This is a genomic window from Pseudophaeobacter sp. 1A16562 (assembly GCF_041008785.1).
Taxonomy (GTDB): Bacteria; Pseudomonadota; Alphaproteobacteria; order Rhodobacterales; family Rhodobacteraceae; genus Phycobacter; species Phycobacter gallaeciensis_A.
In genome coordinates, this window is record NZ_JAXGFT010000013.1 from 88751 (window position 1) to 102269 (window position 13519).

Genomic DNA, 13519 nt, shown 5'->3' on the forward strand with positions numbered 1-13519 from the left:
TCCTCCCACGGAATTCAGCAGATCAAAGGCTGCGCGAAATCAGTTCCTTCATGATTTCATTGGTGCCACCGTAGATGCGCTGCACCCGGGCGTCAGCCCACATTTCCGCGACGGCATATTCCTGCATGAAGCCATAACCGCCATGCATCTGGACGCATTCGTCCAGCACTTCGCCTTGCGTGTCGGTGGTCCAGTATTTCGCCATCGCCGCCTTTTCCACGGTCAGCTTGCCTTGCAGATGCTCAGCCATGCATTCATCCAGAAAGGCGCGCGCCACTTTGGTTTTGGTCAGGCATTCCACCAGTTTGAAACGGGTGTTCTGGAACTGGGTCAGCGGGCCGCCAAAGGCTTCGCGTTCCTTGCAATAGGCGATGGTGCGCTCAACCGCGCCTTCCATGGCGCCAACGGCGCCGCAGGCGATGATCAGACGTTCCTGCGGCAGCTGCTGCATCATCTGATAAAAGCCTTTGCCCTCTTCCTGGCCAAGGATGTTTTCCGGCGGGATTTCGACGTTGTCGAAGAACAGCTCGGAGGTATCGGCAGCATGCAAGCCCACCTTGTCGAGGTTGCGCCCACGCTGGAAGCCCTCTGCGCCGTCGGTTTCAAGCGCCACCAGCGACACACCTTTGGAACCCTGCGAGGGATCCGTCTTGGCTGCGACCAGAATAAGATTGGCGTGCTGGCCATTGGTAATAAAGGTTTTTTGCCCGGATAGACGGTAGGCGTTTCCATCGCGGATCGCCTTGGTCTTGATCCGCTGCACGTCCGACCCAGTCGAGGGTTCGGTCATCGCCAGTGCGCCAACCAGCTCACCCGATACCATCTTGGGCAGCCAGCGTTTTTTCTGCTCCTCGGTGCCGTACTGAAGAATGTAATGCGCAACGATACCGGAATGGATGCCATGGCCCCAGCTCGCCAGATTGGCGCGGCTGCCTTCAATCAGGATTGCGGCCTCGTGCCCGAAATCACCGCCCGCGCCGCCGTATTCCTCAGGGATCGAGGGGCAGAGAAGCCCCAATTCACCGGCTTGGTTCCACGTCTCGCGGTCCATCATCCCCTGTTTGCGCCATTTTTCGTATTTTGGCATCCATTCGTTGGTGATGAACTGCGCCGTCATGTCGGCCAGCATCTGATGCTCGTCTGTCATCCAGGCGGAACGGGTCTCGGTGCTCATGTCTCTCCCTTTCAGCACGCGTCGTTGCGGCGTGCCTATCGTTTTCTGTCCTCCAGCGCGCTATTGAACAGACGCAGCCGGTGGGTCAGGTTTTCGCTGTCGGTGACGCTGTCGAAATTCTCAAAAAGGAATGACAGCGCCTCGCCTTCGTCCAACCCGGCCTCATGGGCAAAACGTTTCAGCCTGCGATAGCCATCCTCGGTCATGGCAACCGGAAAGCGGCGGGTCAGGCGGAACCGTTTTGGCATGGTTCGGTGGTCCTTTTGGTTGGGGCACCGGGCCGGAAAGGAAGGTAAAGCAGGGCGTCCCGGTCGGAACGCCCCGGCAAAGGATCAGAAGCTTGCCGCGTCCAGCGCCATCACCGTATCCGCACCGCTCTGGATGCGCACAAGGTGCAGCTGCGTGGCGGGCAGGCGCCGTGCCATGTAGTAACGACCGGTGGTCAGCTTTGTCTCGTAGAACGCCGCGTCAGAGGTTCCGGCCTCCAGCGCCGCATGCGCGGCCTTTGCCATCTGCGCCCACATCAGGCCGAGGCAGACATGACCGAACATGTGCATGAAGTCATAAGAGCCAGAAAGCGCGTTGTTGGGGTTCTTCATGCCGTTCTGCATGAAATACATGCCCGCGGCCTGAAGATCCTTGGAGGCGGCCTTCAGCGGTTCAATGAAGTCCTTGGCGTAATCCTCGGAGATGCCTGCGTTTTCCTTGCAAAAGTTTTTCACCACTTCAAAGAAGGCCATGACGTGCTTGCCGCCGTCCTGCGCCAGTTTGCGGCCCACGAGGTCGAGCGCCTGAACGCCGTTTGCGCCTTCGTAGATCTGCGCGATACGGGCGTCGCGGGTGTACTGGCTCATCCCGTGTTCTTCGATATAGCCGTGACCACCATAGACCTGCTGCGCCTTCACGGTCATGTCGTAGCCTTCGTCGGTCAGGAAGCCCTTGATCACCGGGGTCAAGAGCGAGACCAGACCGTCGGAATCCTTGTCACCGTCGCGATGCGCCTTGTCGATCATGGTTGCGCCCCACAGAAGGAAGGCACGGCCCCCTTCGACAAAGCTTTTCTGATCCATCAGGCTGCGGCGGATGTCCGGATGCACGATCAGCGGATCGGCCGGGCCATCGGGGTTTTTGACGCCGGTCACGTCGCGGCCCTGCAGGCGGTCCTTGGCGTATTCAACAGCGTTCTGATAGGCGGCCTCGGCCTGGGCGACGCCCTGCATGCCGACACCCAGACGGGCTTCGTTCATCATGGTGAACATGGCGCGCATGCCCTTGTGCTCTGTGCCAAGGAGGTAGCCGGTCGCCTCGTCATAGTTCATCACACAGGTCGAGTTGCCGTGGATGCCCATCTTCTTTTCGATATTGCCCACCGAGACGCCATTGCGCTCGCCGACCGAGCCGTCCTCGTTGACGATGAACTTGGGCACGATGAACAGGCTGACGCCCTTGATGCCGTCGGGACCGCCGGGGATCTTGGCCAGAACCAGATGGATCACGTTGTCGGACATGTCGTGATCGCCGGCCGAGATAAAGATCTTCTGGCCCGACACTTTGTAGGTGCCATCTGCCTGCGGTTCCGCCTTGGTGCGCATCAGGCCCAGATCGGTGCCGCAATGCGGTTCGGTCAGGTTCATGGTGCCGGTCCATTCGCAGGACACCATCTTGGGCAGGTAGGTGTCTTTCTGCGCGTCGGTGCCATGCGCCAGGATCGCCGAGGCGGCGCCATGGGTCAGGCCCTGATACATCACAAATGCCTGGTTGGCCGAGGAGAACAGCTCACCCACTGCGGTGCCCAGCACATAGGGCATGTTCTGGCCGCCGTATTGTTCCGGCATATCAAGGCCGGTCCAGCCGCCTTCCTTGACCTGCTCAAAGGCGTCCTTGAAGCCGATTGGGGTGTAGACAATCCCGTTTTCAAGGCGGCAGCCTTCGGTATCGCCAACCACGTTCAGCGGGTGCAGAACCTCGGAACTAATCTTGCCGGCCTCTTCCAGAATGGCGCCGGTGAAATCGCGTTCCAACTCGCTATATCCCGGCGTGGCGGCCTCAGAGACTTTCAAGACATCGTGCAGGATGAACTGGGTGTCCTTGGTGGGAGCATTGTAAACGGGCATCGCGGTCCTCGTTGAATTTCTTCAGTGTTTGTCTGGCGTGACCTCCCGAAGGGCGGAAGGCCGGGGCGGGGCAACCGGTTATTCGGCAGCCTCCTGTTCGGATTTCATCGAGGCGATGACACTTTCGCCCCATTTCAGCTGCTGTTGCAGATCTTCGATCGCTTCGTTCAGCTCGTCCCGCTGACGTTCCATATCGGCGAGCCGTTCGCAGGCGACATCATAGGTCCGCGACAGCTGGGTCAGCTGCTGGTCCCCAATGTGATAAAGGTCCAGAAGCTGGCGGATTTCCTCAAGGCTGAAGCCAAACCGTTTTCCGCGCAGGATCAGTTTCAGGCGTGCGCCGTCCCGTTTGGTGAACAGGCGTTTCTGGCCGTCGCGGATCGGGAACAACAGTTCCTTGGCTTCGTAAAACCGCAGGGTGCGCGGAGTCACGTCGAACTCATCGCACATCTGACGGATGGATTTTGTCTCTTCGGTCATCGTCGTCACTCTTGACTGCTGGGTGCAGCCTAAAATTGAACAGCTGAGGCGTGTTTTACAACATCTTCTTGACGTTTACGTAAGCTGTACGCTGCGTCACATGCGTGGGTGACGTGGAGAGAGCCATTTATGACGCTGCGTCGGACTCCGGAACGCCCGGAAAATCCGGCGAAAGGGGGAGCCGGGGCAGGGGAAAAGACGGAATTCAGGTCGGATCTTTCGGGATTCGATGCGGCGGTGCGGCGAATCCTACCCAGCACGTCAGATATGCCGCGCGGGCGGTTCAAGGGCACTTCACAGCACGGCCACACAGGCATAGCTGCCGCGTGAAATCCGGTATTCCGAGAGCCGCCGAAACGGGAGTTTTCGTGTTATTTCGCCAGAGCCAGGGTGGTGACGCGCAGGGCGCTCAGCTCTTCCATGGCCTCATCCAGCTGCTCGCGCTGCTTTTGCAGCTCGATCATCTGCCGGTCCGCCATCTCCACAAAGGCCTGCATTTGCGCCTGATCGCCTTCGTTTTCGCGGATCAGCAGCCATTGCCTGATCTCTTCGAGCTGAAAGCCGAACCGGCGTCCGCGCAGGATCAGCTTCATCCGCGCCTTTTCACGCGGGCCGTAGAACCGCGACCGCCCTTCGCGATCGGGCTGCAGCAGCTCGATGTACTCGTAATAGCGCAATGTACGCGGTGTCACGTCGAACGCAGCGCACATTTCCTTGAATGACAATCTGGCTTCGGTCATCCACTTTCTCCCCTTGGCCGCGAACCTATGCAACTGCGGCAAACAGTGCAAGCACCCGCAGCAGGCAACTTCACCCGACGTCACGGAGCGCTGTGATCACGGGGTTGCGCTTTGGGGCGGGCAGGGCCAAGGTTGCGCATACAAAGACCAAACAGATCAAAGGGAACGCCCCTATGGCGGACAAGACCCAGCTGGCGCGCCAGTTCATCGAAGCCATCCCCCACGCCCGTGAATTGGGCATGGTGCTGACCGAAATCGGCGATGGCATGGCCGAGATCACCATGGCTTATGATGAAAAACTGATCGGTGATCCAGAAACGGGCGTTATTCATGGCGGCGCGGTTTCGGCCGTGATGGACACCTGCTGCGGTGCGGCAGTGATGAGCCATCCCTCGGCGCCCGGCGGCACCGCAACCATTGATCTGCGTATCGATTACATGCGGGCAGCGACCCCGGGGCAGACCATTGTCACCCGCGCCACCTGCCATCACATCACCCGCAACGTTGCCTTTGTCCGCGCGGTTGCGATGGATGACGACAGCGACCGCCCCGTGGCTACGGCTTCGGGTGCCTTCACAGTGGAGAAAGGGTTTTGAACCGTTCCCGACCCGAACCCGTTCAGGTGGTCAAGCAGCGCCGCGATGCCGCCCTTGCCGCCCTTGTCGAGGCCGTGCCTTATATCCGTTTTCTGGGGATCACCTTTGACCGGCGCGGGGATGAGCTGACGGCGATCCTCAACTTCGATGAGAAGCTGATCGGCAATCCGTTCCTGCCCGCTATCCATGGCGGGGTCACGGCGGCTTTCCTTGAGGTCACCTCAGTGGTCACACTGAACTGGGCGCATTTGTGGCCGAAAATCGAATCCGGCGAGCTGGACCCGAATGAGCTGACAGCAGGCAAACTGCCGCGCCAGCCCAAGACGATCGATTTCACAGTTGATTACCTGCGATCTGGCCTGCCGCGTGATGCCTATGCGCGGGCCACGGTGAACCGGGCTGGGCGCCGCTATGCCTCGGTCCATGTCGAGGCCTGGCAGGATCACAAGGACCGGCTGTTCGCGCAGGCCACCGGCCATTTCCTGATCCCACAGGATCCCGTGAAAAAGGATTGAACCGGGTGTCGCGATGACTGCCGCGTCCGAGGCGCCAATCACCCACAGCCGGGTTCTGAAGATCGCGGTGCCGATCGTGCTGTCCAACGTGACGGTGCCGATCCTTGGCGCGGTCGACACCGGCGTGGTGGGGCAGATGGGGCAGGCGGCCCCGATTGGCGCCGTGGGTATTGGTGCCGTCATCCTGGCCACGGTCTATTGGATCTTCGGGTTCCTGCGTATGGGCACCACCGGGCTTGCGGCGCAGGCGCGTGGCGCCGGGGATATGGCCGAAACCGGCGCCCTTTTGATGCGCGGGCTGATCCTGGCCGCATTGGCCGGGGGCGTCTTTATTGTGTTCCAGACGCTGTTGTTCTGGGGCGCCTTTGCGCTGGCCCCGGCCAGCGCCGAGGTGGAGACGCTGGCGCGCGAGTATCTGACCATTCGGATCTGGGGGGCACCTGCCACAATTGCGCTCTATGCCGTGACCGGCTGGCTGATCGCGATGGAGCGGACGCGCGGCGTCTTCATCCTGCAGATCTGGATGAACGGGCTCAATATCCTGCTGGATCTGTGGTTTGTTCTGGGCCTCGACTGGGGCGTCGAAGGCGTCGCGGCGGCAACCCTGATCGCCGAATGGAGCGGTCTGGCGTTGGGGCTGTGGCTGTGCCGCGATGCCTTTGGTGGCAATCAGTGGCGCGACTGGGGGCGGGTATTCGACCCCGCAAGGCTGCGCCGCATGCTGCAGGTCAACGGCGACATCATGGTGCGTTCGGTTCTGCTGACCGGCTCCTTCACCACCTTCCTGTTCATCGGTGCGGATCTTGGCGATGTGCAACTGGCGGCCAATCAGGTGCTGTTGCAGTTTCTGGAGATCACCGCCTTTGCGCTTGATGGCTTTGCCTTCTCTGCCGAGGCCCTGGTGGGCGGCGCCGTGGGCGCAAATAGCCGCGACCGGATGCGCCGGGCGGCCTTGCTGGCCTCGTTCTGGGCGCTTGGCGGGGCGGTGGCGCTGTCGCTGGCCTTTGCGTTTGGCGGCGGTGCGATCATCGATGTGATGACAACCTCGCCTGAGGTGCGCAGCACGGCGCGGCTGTTCCTCTTCTGGGCAGCGCTGGCGCCGGTGCTGAGCGTGGCCAGTTACATGCTCGATGGTGTCTTTATCGGCGCCACATGGACGCGGGATATGCGCGTTGCGATGATCCAGTCGGTGACGCTTTATGTGGTGTCGCTGATGGTTCTGGTGCCGCTGTTTGGCAATCATGGCCTCTGGGGCGCACTGATGGTGCTGAACGTGGCGCGGGCCGCCACGCTTGCCCTTCGATATCCACGGTTGGAGGCCAGCGTCGCCGCCTAAAGCAGCGCCTCGATAGCCTCGGTCGGGCGGCCAATGACGGCCCGGTCACCCTTGATGGCGATAGGGCGTTCGATCAGGATCGGATGTTCCGCCATTGCGGCGAGCAGATCCGCCTCGGCGCTGTCCTTGCTGAGGCCCAGCTCCTTGAAAGTTTTCTCGCCCGTGCGCATCATGCCGATTGCAGGCAGGTCCAGCGCGGTCCTTACCGTTTCGATCTCTTCCATGCTGGGCGCGTCTTTCAGATATTGCCGCACGTCTACTTCGGCGCCGCGCTCCTCCAGCAGGGCCAGACCAGCGCGGGATTTGGAGCAGCGGGGATTATGCCAATAGGTGATCACAGCCAGTCCTTTCTTTTGGTTCCAACAGCTTGCGCGACGTTGTCAAAGCCGTCACGTGCCAGCAGCGCATCCAGCCCGCGTGCGATATCGCTCGCCAGCGACAGACCGCCAAAGACCATCGCCGTGTAGAACTGCACCGCCGAGGCGCCTGCGCAGATCTTTGCATAGGCTTGTTCTGCGTTGCTGATCCCGCCAACCCCGATCAGCGGCACCCGGTCTTGCAACAGCTCTGAAAGCTGCGCCAGAACCCGGGTAGAGCGGTCAAACAGCGGCGCCCCGGATAGCCCGCCTGCCTCGTCCCGATGGGCGCTTTTGAGGCCCTCGCGCGACAGGGTAGTGTTGGTGGCGATCACCGCATCGATGCCGCTTTCCAGCGCCACGGCGGCAATGTCCTCGATCCCGGCGCGGTCCAGATCGGGGGCGATTTTCAGGAACACGGGAACCCGGCGCGGCAGACCATCGCGGGTCTCGATCACCCCGGCCAGCAGCGCCGACAGCGCTGCCTTGCCCTGCAGGTCGCGCAGTTTTTCGGTGTTGGGGGAGGACACGTTGACGGTGGCGAAATCCAGATTCGCACCGCAATGGGCCAGGACCTGGGCGAAATCGGCAGCGCGGTCTTCGCTGTCCTTGTTGGCGCCAAGGTTCAGACCGATGACGGCATCGCGGGGACGCTGCGAAAGGCGCTTGCCGATCACCTCCATGCCTTCGTTGTTGAAGCCAAAGCGGTTGATGGCAGCGCCATCCTCGGTCAGGCGGAACAGGCGCGGTTTGGGGTTGCCGGGCTGCGGGCGGGGCGTTGCGGCGCCCACCTCGATGAACCCGAAACCGGCGCGTGACAGCGGCAACAGCGCCTCGGCGTTCTTGTCAAACCCTGCTGCCAGACCCACCGGGTTCGGTAGCTCAATCCCGGCAAGCGTTGTCTTCAGACGCGGCGAAGTCACCGGGCCGGGCGTCGGTGTGAGCCCCGATGTCAGCGCCTTGATCGACAGCCCGTGTGCGGTTTCGGGATCAACGCGGTGCAGGGCGGCAAGGGCCAGCTTCTCTGTCAGCTTCATCCGAAACTCGCTCCGCCTTTCGCAGGGTTGGTGCGGATCAGGCGCGAGGTCTCAACCGCGGCCTGACGGTGCACTACCGCCTTGCGGTAATCGGGGTCCGTGACCATCTCCAGAAACGCGTGGGCAGTGGGGTAGCGGGCGATGAACATCTCGTCCCAAACCTCATCCCCCGGACCGATGAGGGTCGCCTGCCAGTTGCCGCGCCAGACGATACCGGCGCCGAGGCGGGCGATGATCGGCGCGGTTTCGCGGCCGTAATTCTTGTAAGCCTCGGCTCCCGTCAGCCCGGTGCCAGCCAGCGCGTGATCCTCGGGGTAGGCGGCGGTATCGCGGAACTTCACAAGGTTCAGCATCTCGATGGGCTGGTCGCGGTCGAGCCCCTTGAAGGCTTCGAACTGGGCGCGATCCGGGTCGATATAATGGCTCATGTCATCTCCTGCGGGAATTGGTGGCGCCCATCCTTCAGTGGCAGCGGTTTGGCCCAAAGCACCTCGTCCAGCTTCATTTCGCGATAAAGATGGGGGAACTCCGCGCCGCCGCGCGAGATTTCCCATTTCAGCGCATCGCCCAGGGTGTCAGCCTCCAGCGCGAGGAGAAACAGCCCCTCCGCGCCCGCGAAATGCTTGGCCGCGGTTTCGGCGGCCTGCGCGGCGGTAGAGAAGTGGATATAGCCATCGGAAAGGTCGATCGGCGCGCCACGGGTGGTGCCCGCAGCCTCAAATGCGGCCCATTCGTCCGCCCGGAAAATTTTGTAGATCAGCATGAAATCGTGATGCCCCGCGCCGCGTATGGAATCAAGCCTGTAATCCGGCGGTACTGATGCCCACTGCCTGCGCAGGCTGACCCTAGGAAACCCGGTCTGGTTGTTTTTCCCCTTTGACTGGCGCGTTGTTTGGTCGCACCATTCCTCCAATCATAAAACAAGGGAGTCCTGATGATGATGACACGTTTCCTGATGTCGGTTGCGGCACTGGGGCTGACGGCGGGCGTTGCGGCCGCCGATTACAAGCTGACCATTCTGCACACCAATGATTTCCACTCCCGGTTTGAACCGATCAGCAAATACGACAGCGGCTGCCGCGAGGGTGACAACGCCGAGGGCAAATGCTTTGGCGGTTCCGCCCGTCTGGTGAGCGCGATTTCCGATGCCCGAACACGCAGCAACAATTCGATCCTGGTGGATGGTGGTGACCAATTCCAGGGCTCGCTGTTCTATACCTATTACAAGGGTAAAGCCGCGGCCGAGATGATGAACAAGATGGGCTATGACGGGATGACCGTCGGCAACCACGAGTTCGACGATGGCCCCGAGGTGCTGCGCGGGTTCATGGATTCCGTTGGGTTTCCGGTGCTGATGTCCAACGCAGATGTCAGCGCGGAACCTGCGCTGGCCGATGTGCTGAAGAAATCCACTGTGATCGAGCGCGGCGGCGAAAAGATCGGTCTGATCGGTCTTACGCCCGAAGACACACATGAGCTGGCCAGCCCCGGCAAGAATATCACCTTTTCCGATCCGGTGGTTGCCGTGCAGGCCGAGGTCGACCGTCTGACAGCGGAAGGCGTCAACAAGATCATCGTGCTGAGCCATTCTGGCTATGGCGTAGATCAGCGCGTTGCGGCCGAAACCAAGGGCGTCGATGTGATCGTAGGAGGGCACAGTAACACTTATCTCTCCAATGTTTCGGATCGGGCGGTTGGGCCTTATCCGACGATGGTGAACGGTGTGGCCATCGTGCAAGCCTATGCCTATGGCAAATTTCTGGGCGAACTGAACGTGACCTTTGATGAGGCTGGGAACCTGGTCGAGGCGAAAGGTGAGCCGCTGATCATGGATGGCACCGTGGCTGAGGATGAAGCCACCGTCGCCCGTATCGCCGAGCTGGCGCAGCCGCTTGATGAGATCCGCAACAAGGTGGTGGCCGAGGCTGCGGCTGCGGTGGACGGAGACCGCCAGAACTGCCGCATTCAGGAATGCCAGATGGGTAATCTTGTTGCGGATGCGATGCTGGACCGGGTCAAGGATCAAGGCGTGCAGATCGCCATTGCCAACTCGGGCGGCATCCGCGCCAGCCTGGAGCCGGGCGAGGTGACGATGGGCGAGGTTCTGACCATCCTGCCGTTCCAGAATACGCTGTCCACGTTTGAAATCTCGGGGCAGGATCTGGTTGCTGCGCTTGAAAACGGTGTCAGCCAGGTGGAAGAGGTCAAAGGCCGCTTTCCGCAGGTAGCCGGGCTGACCTTCACCTGGGATCCTACGGTTGCCCCGAACGAAGGGCGCGTGCAGGAGGTGATGGTCGATATGGGCGACGGGTTTACCCCCCTGGATCCAGCCAAGACCTATCTGGTTGTAACCAACAACTACGTGCGCAATGGGGGCGATGGCTACAAGGTCTTCTCAGGCGATGACAAGAACGCCTATGACTTTGGTCCCGATCTTGCGGATGTGCTGGCGGAATATCTGGCAGAGCAAGGGGCATATTCGCCCTATACCGATGGGCGCATCGCGCAGAAGTAATCGGGCTTGCGGGTAGTGGATTTGCGCGCGGTCAAAGGCTGCGCGCAAATCATACATTTGACGTGCCCCGCCTCTATGGGGCCGGTTCTGGAACACTGAACTGCCCCTATGCGGCTTTCCGGGGGACCTGTTGCAAGAGCGACAGCAACTGAGGTTTTGACACCGGCTTCGCCAGAACCTCGTCCATGCCTGCCGCCAAATATTGTTCCAGTTGCTCAGGCATGGCGTTGGCGGTGACGGCGACGATAAAGCAGGGCAGCCGACGGGTGGCCTGTTCCATGGCGCGGATCTTCTTCGTCGCCTCTACGCCGTCTATACCGGGCATCTGAATATCCATCAGAACCACATCAAAGGCAGAAGCGCGCACCATGTCGAGCGCTTCTGTGCCGCTACAGGCACTGTGAACCTCGCAGGAGGTATGGCAGAGGAACTTTTCGAGGATCAGCCGGTTGGTCTTGTTGTCATCGACTACCAGAACCTCCATCGCCGGAGCGTCTGACACTGTGGCGACATCCGTGGTGGACTGAAGCGGTCCCGTGTCTACGTCAGGGCCTGGGACCAGCGGTAGTCTGATTTCAAAGGTTTCTCCTTTCCCGGCTTTATCGGCCAGTTCCAGGCTGCCGCCCATCAGGTGGCACAATTGACGAGAGATCGACAGCCCCAGTCCGGTTCCGCCGAACTTGCGTGTGTCGCCCGCATCCGCCTGCTGAAAAGGAAGAAAGATCGCCTGCCGGGCCCCGATGGGAACGCCGGCACCGGTATCACTGACCCGGACCAACAGCTCTCTGCCCTCAGCCGTGGGTTCCGCTGTGATGGTGACGCTGCCTGACTGGGTGAACTTGATGGCATTGGAGACCAGATTGTGGAGGACCTGGCGGAACCGGTGTCCGTCGCCGACGATCATCTGAGGCAGATCCTCGTGAATGCTGGCGCTGAGCTGCAGGTGTTTTTCTTCGGCTCTAGCTGAAAACAGTGATCGCGCACCTTCGATTGCATCGCGGAGTGCGAAAGGCCGGGTTTCCAGAGCCATCCGTCCCGCTTCGATCTTTGACAGATCGAGTACATCGCCGATCGTCGTGAGCAGCACCTGACCGGAATCCTCGATAATGCGAAGATAGTCATGCTGTTCCCCGTCCAGCTCGGTTTCGCTCAGCACCGAGGCCATCCCCAGAATGCCATTCAACGGCGTACGGATTTCGTGGCTGACATTCGCCAGAAAATGCGATTTCGCGCGGTTGGCGGCTTCTGCTGTCGCCAGCGCCTCGCGCAGGGCCTCGGCAGAGCGTTCTCTTTCGGTGATGTCGACAAGGGAAACGGACCAACCCAGGAGCGGGCTCTTGCTTTGCATCGGGCTTTCGATCGGCAGCGCGCGCAGATCAAAGATACGCTGGTTGAGCCGGATCGGTTCCGCGTTGGCCAGAACGCCACTGTTCAGAAATGACTGCAGTGTCGTACCGATCTTGTCCAGATGATCCAGCGTGTCGCCATGGCGTGGAAGGGTTTCACCAAACAGCATTTTGGCGGCGGGATTGGCCCCTGCAAAGCGACCGTCTGCGTCCAGAATGATCACCGGATCATGGGTGGCATAGAACAACAGGCTCCGGCCCTGTGCGACGGTATCCATCATCGTGTTGTTCAGCAGCAGCCAGCTCAGCGCGATGAGGGTCACGGCAAACATGAAGGGGGTGGGATCATATCCGAAAACAGTAAAGCCATTGAAGATATAGGCCAAATTGGCCGTGAGCGGCGCTGCGGTGATGAAAATCAGCACCGCGAGGAATGGCCGAATAATTTTCCTGGCCCGGATCAGCGCATAGGTCAGCAGCCCAAGGGCGGTGCTCACAAAAATATAAAGCCCAGCCGCAACCGCATAGAACAGGGGGCCATGGTCAAAAATGACGAACGTATTTTTGCCCTCGGTCACGAGCCGGGTGTCAGGACCATACAACAGCTGCGTCTGACTGTTGGTGGCAGCGATGAGGGCGACAAGGATTGGCAGAGCGACATAGAGCAACAACCGGATCGGTTGCCGCTTGCGGCTGGAATTCATCGTGTAGTCGAAGACAAAGAAGGACCAGGCGATCGGCAGCAAGGTGATGCCGGGCCAGGCAGCAAGGGACCAGGCAACCTTGCAGGCTTCTCCGGGCGAAGCGAGATCGGCGGCAACGGTAAACAGCCACCACAGCATCGCACTCAATGTCAGCAGAAAGGCGGGCTTACCCGCAAAGCGGGTGTTGCGTGCGACCCAGAACAAGATCATGGCGCAGATCGCCCAGAGCATGGCAGCGGTCGCAGCGGCCAGCGTAACATGCAGGTGTGTCAGGCAGGTCATGGCCTAACCGGAACACCCTGGGGGCAAGTTGTGCAGCGTAGAGGCGAGAGCATGAAAAGATATCTTCGATATTGATACGTATGGCGTCCGGTTTCGCACAAAGGGTGTCGATCATTGTTTCGTGAGGACAGAGTGACGGTATATCGCGAAGATATTGAAAACAAGGCGGAAAGCCTGTGTGGTAAATGGTGTGTTGCCGGGCTTGGGCTGGGCTGTCGATCGCCCATATCTTTGAGCTTTCTCAGCAGAGCAGGATTCGCTGTCGCCCCTCAGCAAGTGGGCGATGGCCGGTTTTGGGCCAATACAGGTTAATTCCAAGGGCAA

Annotated in this window: 14 protein-coding genes; 4 read left to right on the plus strand and 10 right to left on the minus strand. The window is 60.5% G+C overall.

Annotation, left to right across the window (positions count from 1 at the left end; genetic code table 11):
* Positions 1-22: 22 nt before the first annotated feature.
* The 5 genes from SM764_RS17385 to SM764_RS17405 all read right to left on the minus strand — a co-directional run bounded on the left by SM764_RS17385 (position 23) and on the right by SM764_RS17405 (position 4508).
* Complete coding sequence (locus tag SM764_RS17385) at positions 23-1174, minus strand: acyl-CoA dehydrogenase family protein (protein WP_065273345.1); 1152 nt, start codon at positions 1172-1174, stop codon at positions 23-25.
* Positions 1175-1209: 35 nt separating this feature from the next.
* The gene (locus tag SM764_RS17390; RefSeq protein WP_274827894.1) at positions 1210-1422 is read right to left on the minus strand and encodes a hypothetical protein; all 213 of its coding nucleotides are present in this window, start codon (positions 1420-1422) and stop codon (positions 1210-1212) included.
* Between the two features lie 84 nt (positions 1423-1506).
* Positions 1507-3288: an acyl-CoA dehydrogenase C-terminal domain-containing protein gene (locus SM764_RS17395; RefSeq protein WP_369002337.1), complete on the minus strand. Its 1782-nt coding sequence runs from the start codon at positions 3286-3288 to the stop codon at positions 1507-1509.
* 78 nt (positions 3289-3366) lie between these two features.
* Positions 3367-3768, minus strand: coding sequence for a MerR family transcriptional regulator (locus SM764_RS17400; RefSeq protein ID WP_065273348.1), 402 nt, complete (start codon positions 3766-3768; stop codon positions 3367-3369).
* A 371-nt stretch (positions 3769-4139) separates the two neighbouring features.
* Positions 4140-4508 carry a MerR family transcriptional regulator gene (locus tag SM764_RS17405; RefSeq protein WP_065273349.1) on the minus strand — a complete coding sequence of 123 codons (369 nt, stop codon included), beginning with the start codon at positions 4506-4508 and terminating at the stop codon, positions 4140-4142.
* Between the two features lie 173 nt (positions 4509-4681).
* Between SM764_RS17405 and SM764_RS17410 the strand changes: the two genes are divergently transcribed.
* The 3 genes from SM764_RS17410 to SM764_RS17420 are packed head-to-tail and all read left to right on the plus strand — an operon-like array spanning position 4682 to position 6955.
* Positions 4682-5104, plus strand: a complete 423-nt coding sequence (locus tag SM764_RS17410) for a PaaI family thioesterase (RefSeq protein ID WP_065273823.1) — start codon at positions 4682-4684, stop codon at positions 5102-5104.
* Entirely contained in the window at positions 5101-5619 is a 519-nt protein-coding gene (locus SM764_RS17415) for a PaaI family thioesterase (RefSeq protein WP_065273350.1), read from the plus strand. The genes SM764_RS17410 and SM764_RS17415 overlap by 4 nt, the downstream gene beginning before the upstream one ends.
* 13 nt (positions 5620-5632) lie before the next feature.
* A complete protein-coding gene (locus SM764_RS17420; protein ID WP_369002338.1) occupies positions 5633-6955 on the plus strand; it encodes an MATE family efflux transporter in 1323 nt (440 codons plus the stop codon).
* Here SM764_RS17420 and arsC read toward each other — a convergent pair.
* The 4 genes from arsC to SM764_RS17440 are packed head-to-tail and all read right to left on the minus strand — an operon-like array spanning position 6952 to position 9111.
* Positions 6952-7293 carry an arsenate reductase (glutaredoxin) gene (gene arsC / locus SM764_RS17425; RefSeq protein ID WP_369002339.1) on the minus strand — a complete coding sequence of 114 codons (342 nt, stop codon included), beginning with the start codon at positions 7291-7293 and terminating at the stop codon, positions 6952-6954. The two genes, SM764_RS17420 and arsC, sit on opposite strands and share 4 nt — an antisense overlap.
* Positions 7290-8348 (minus strand): quinone-dependent dihydroorotate dehydrogenase, encoded by a 1059-nt coding sequence (locus SM764_RS17430; protein ID WP_369002340.1) that lies wholly within the window; start codon positions 8346-8348, stop codon positions 7290-7292. Before SM764_RS17430 ends, arsC begins: the two co-directional genes overlap by 4 nt.
* Positions 8345-8776, minus strand: a complete 432-nt coding sequence (locus SM764_RS17435) for a DUF1330 domain-containing protein (RefSeq protein ID WP_274833844.1) — start codon at positions 8774-8776, stop codon at positions 8345-8347. The genes SM764_RS17430 and SM764_RS17435 overlap by 4 nt, the downstream gene beginning before the upstream one ends.
* Complete coding sequence (locus SM764_RS17440; protein ID WP_369002341.1) at positions 8773-9111, minus strand: DUF952 domain-containing protein; 339 nt, start codon at positions 9109-9111, stop codon at positions 8773-8775. The genes SM764_RS17435 and SM764_RS17440 overlap by 4 nt, the downstream gene beginning before the upstream one ends.
* A 174-nt stretch (positions 9112-9285) precedes the next feature.
* On the opposite strand from SM764_RS17440, the gene SM764_RS17445 reads away from it, so the two are divergent.
* Positions 9286-10863, plus strand: a complete 1578-nt coding sequence (locus SM764_RS17445) for a bifunctional metallophosphatase/5'-nucleotidase (RefSeq protein WP_368946811.1) — start codon at positions 9286-9288, stop codon at positions 10861-10863.
* 106 nt (positions 10864-10969) lie between these two features.
* Here SM764_RS17445 and SM764_RS17450 read toward each other — a convergent pair whose 3' ends face one another.
* Positions 10970-13195 (minus strand): hybrid sensor histidine kinase/response regulator, encoded by a 2226-nt coding sequence (locus SM764_RS17450; protein WP_369002342.1) that lies wholly within the window; start codon positions 13193-13195, stop codon positions 10970-10972.
* Positions 13196-13519 lie beyond the last annotated feature (324 nt).

Coding starts and splice junctions, on each gene's coding strand:
- SM764_RS17385 (WP_065273345.1), bottom strand. CDS start 1,174: ATGAGCACCGAGACCCGTTCCGCCTGGATGACAGACGAGCATCAGATG.
- SM764_RS17390 (WP_274827894.1), bottom strand. CDS start 1,422: ATGCCAAAACGGTTCCGCCTGACCCGCCGCTTTCCGGTTGCCATGACC.
- SM764_RS17395 (WP_369002337.1), bottom strand. CDS start 3,288: ATGCCCGTTTACAATGCTCCCACCAAGGACACCCAGTTCATCCTGCAC.
- SM764_RS17400 (WP_065273348.1), bottom strand. CDS start 3,768: ATGACCGAAGAGACAAAATCCATCCGTCAGATGTGCGATGAGTTCGAC.
- SM764_RS17405 (WP_065273349.1), bottom strand. CDS start 4,508: ATGACCGAAGCCAGATTGTCATTCAAGGAAATGTGCGCTGCGTTCGAC.
- SM764_RS17410 (WP_065273823.1), top strand. CDS start 4,682: ATGGCGGACAAGACCCAGCTGGCGCGCCAGTTCATCGAAGCCATCCCC.
- SM764_RS17420 (WP_369002338.1), top strand. CDS start 5,633: ATGACTGCCGCGTCCGAGGCGCCAATCACCCACAGCCGGGTTCTGAAG.
- SM764_RS17430 (WP_369002340.1), bottom strand. CDS start 8,348: ATGAAGCTGACAGAGAAGCTGGCCCTTGCCGCCCTGCACCGCGTTGAT.
- SM764_RS17435 (WP_274833844.1), bottom strand. CDS start 8,776: ATGAGCCATTATATCGACCCGGATCGCGCCCAGTTCGAAGCCTTCAAG.
- SM764_RS17440 (WP_369002341.1), bottom strand. CDS start 9,111: ATGCTGATCTACAAAATTTTCCGGGCGGACGAATGGGCCGCATTTGAG.
- SM764_RS17445 (WP_368946811.1), top strand. CDS start 9,286: ATGATGACACGTTTCCTGATGTCGGTTGCGGCACTGGGGCTGACGGCG.
- SM764_RS17450 (WP_369002342.1), bottom strand. CDS start 13,195: ATGACCTGCCTGACACACCTGCATGTTACGCTGGCCGCTGCGACCGCT.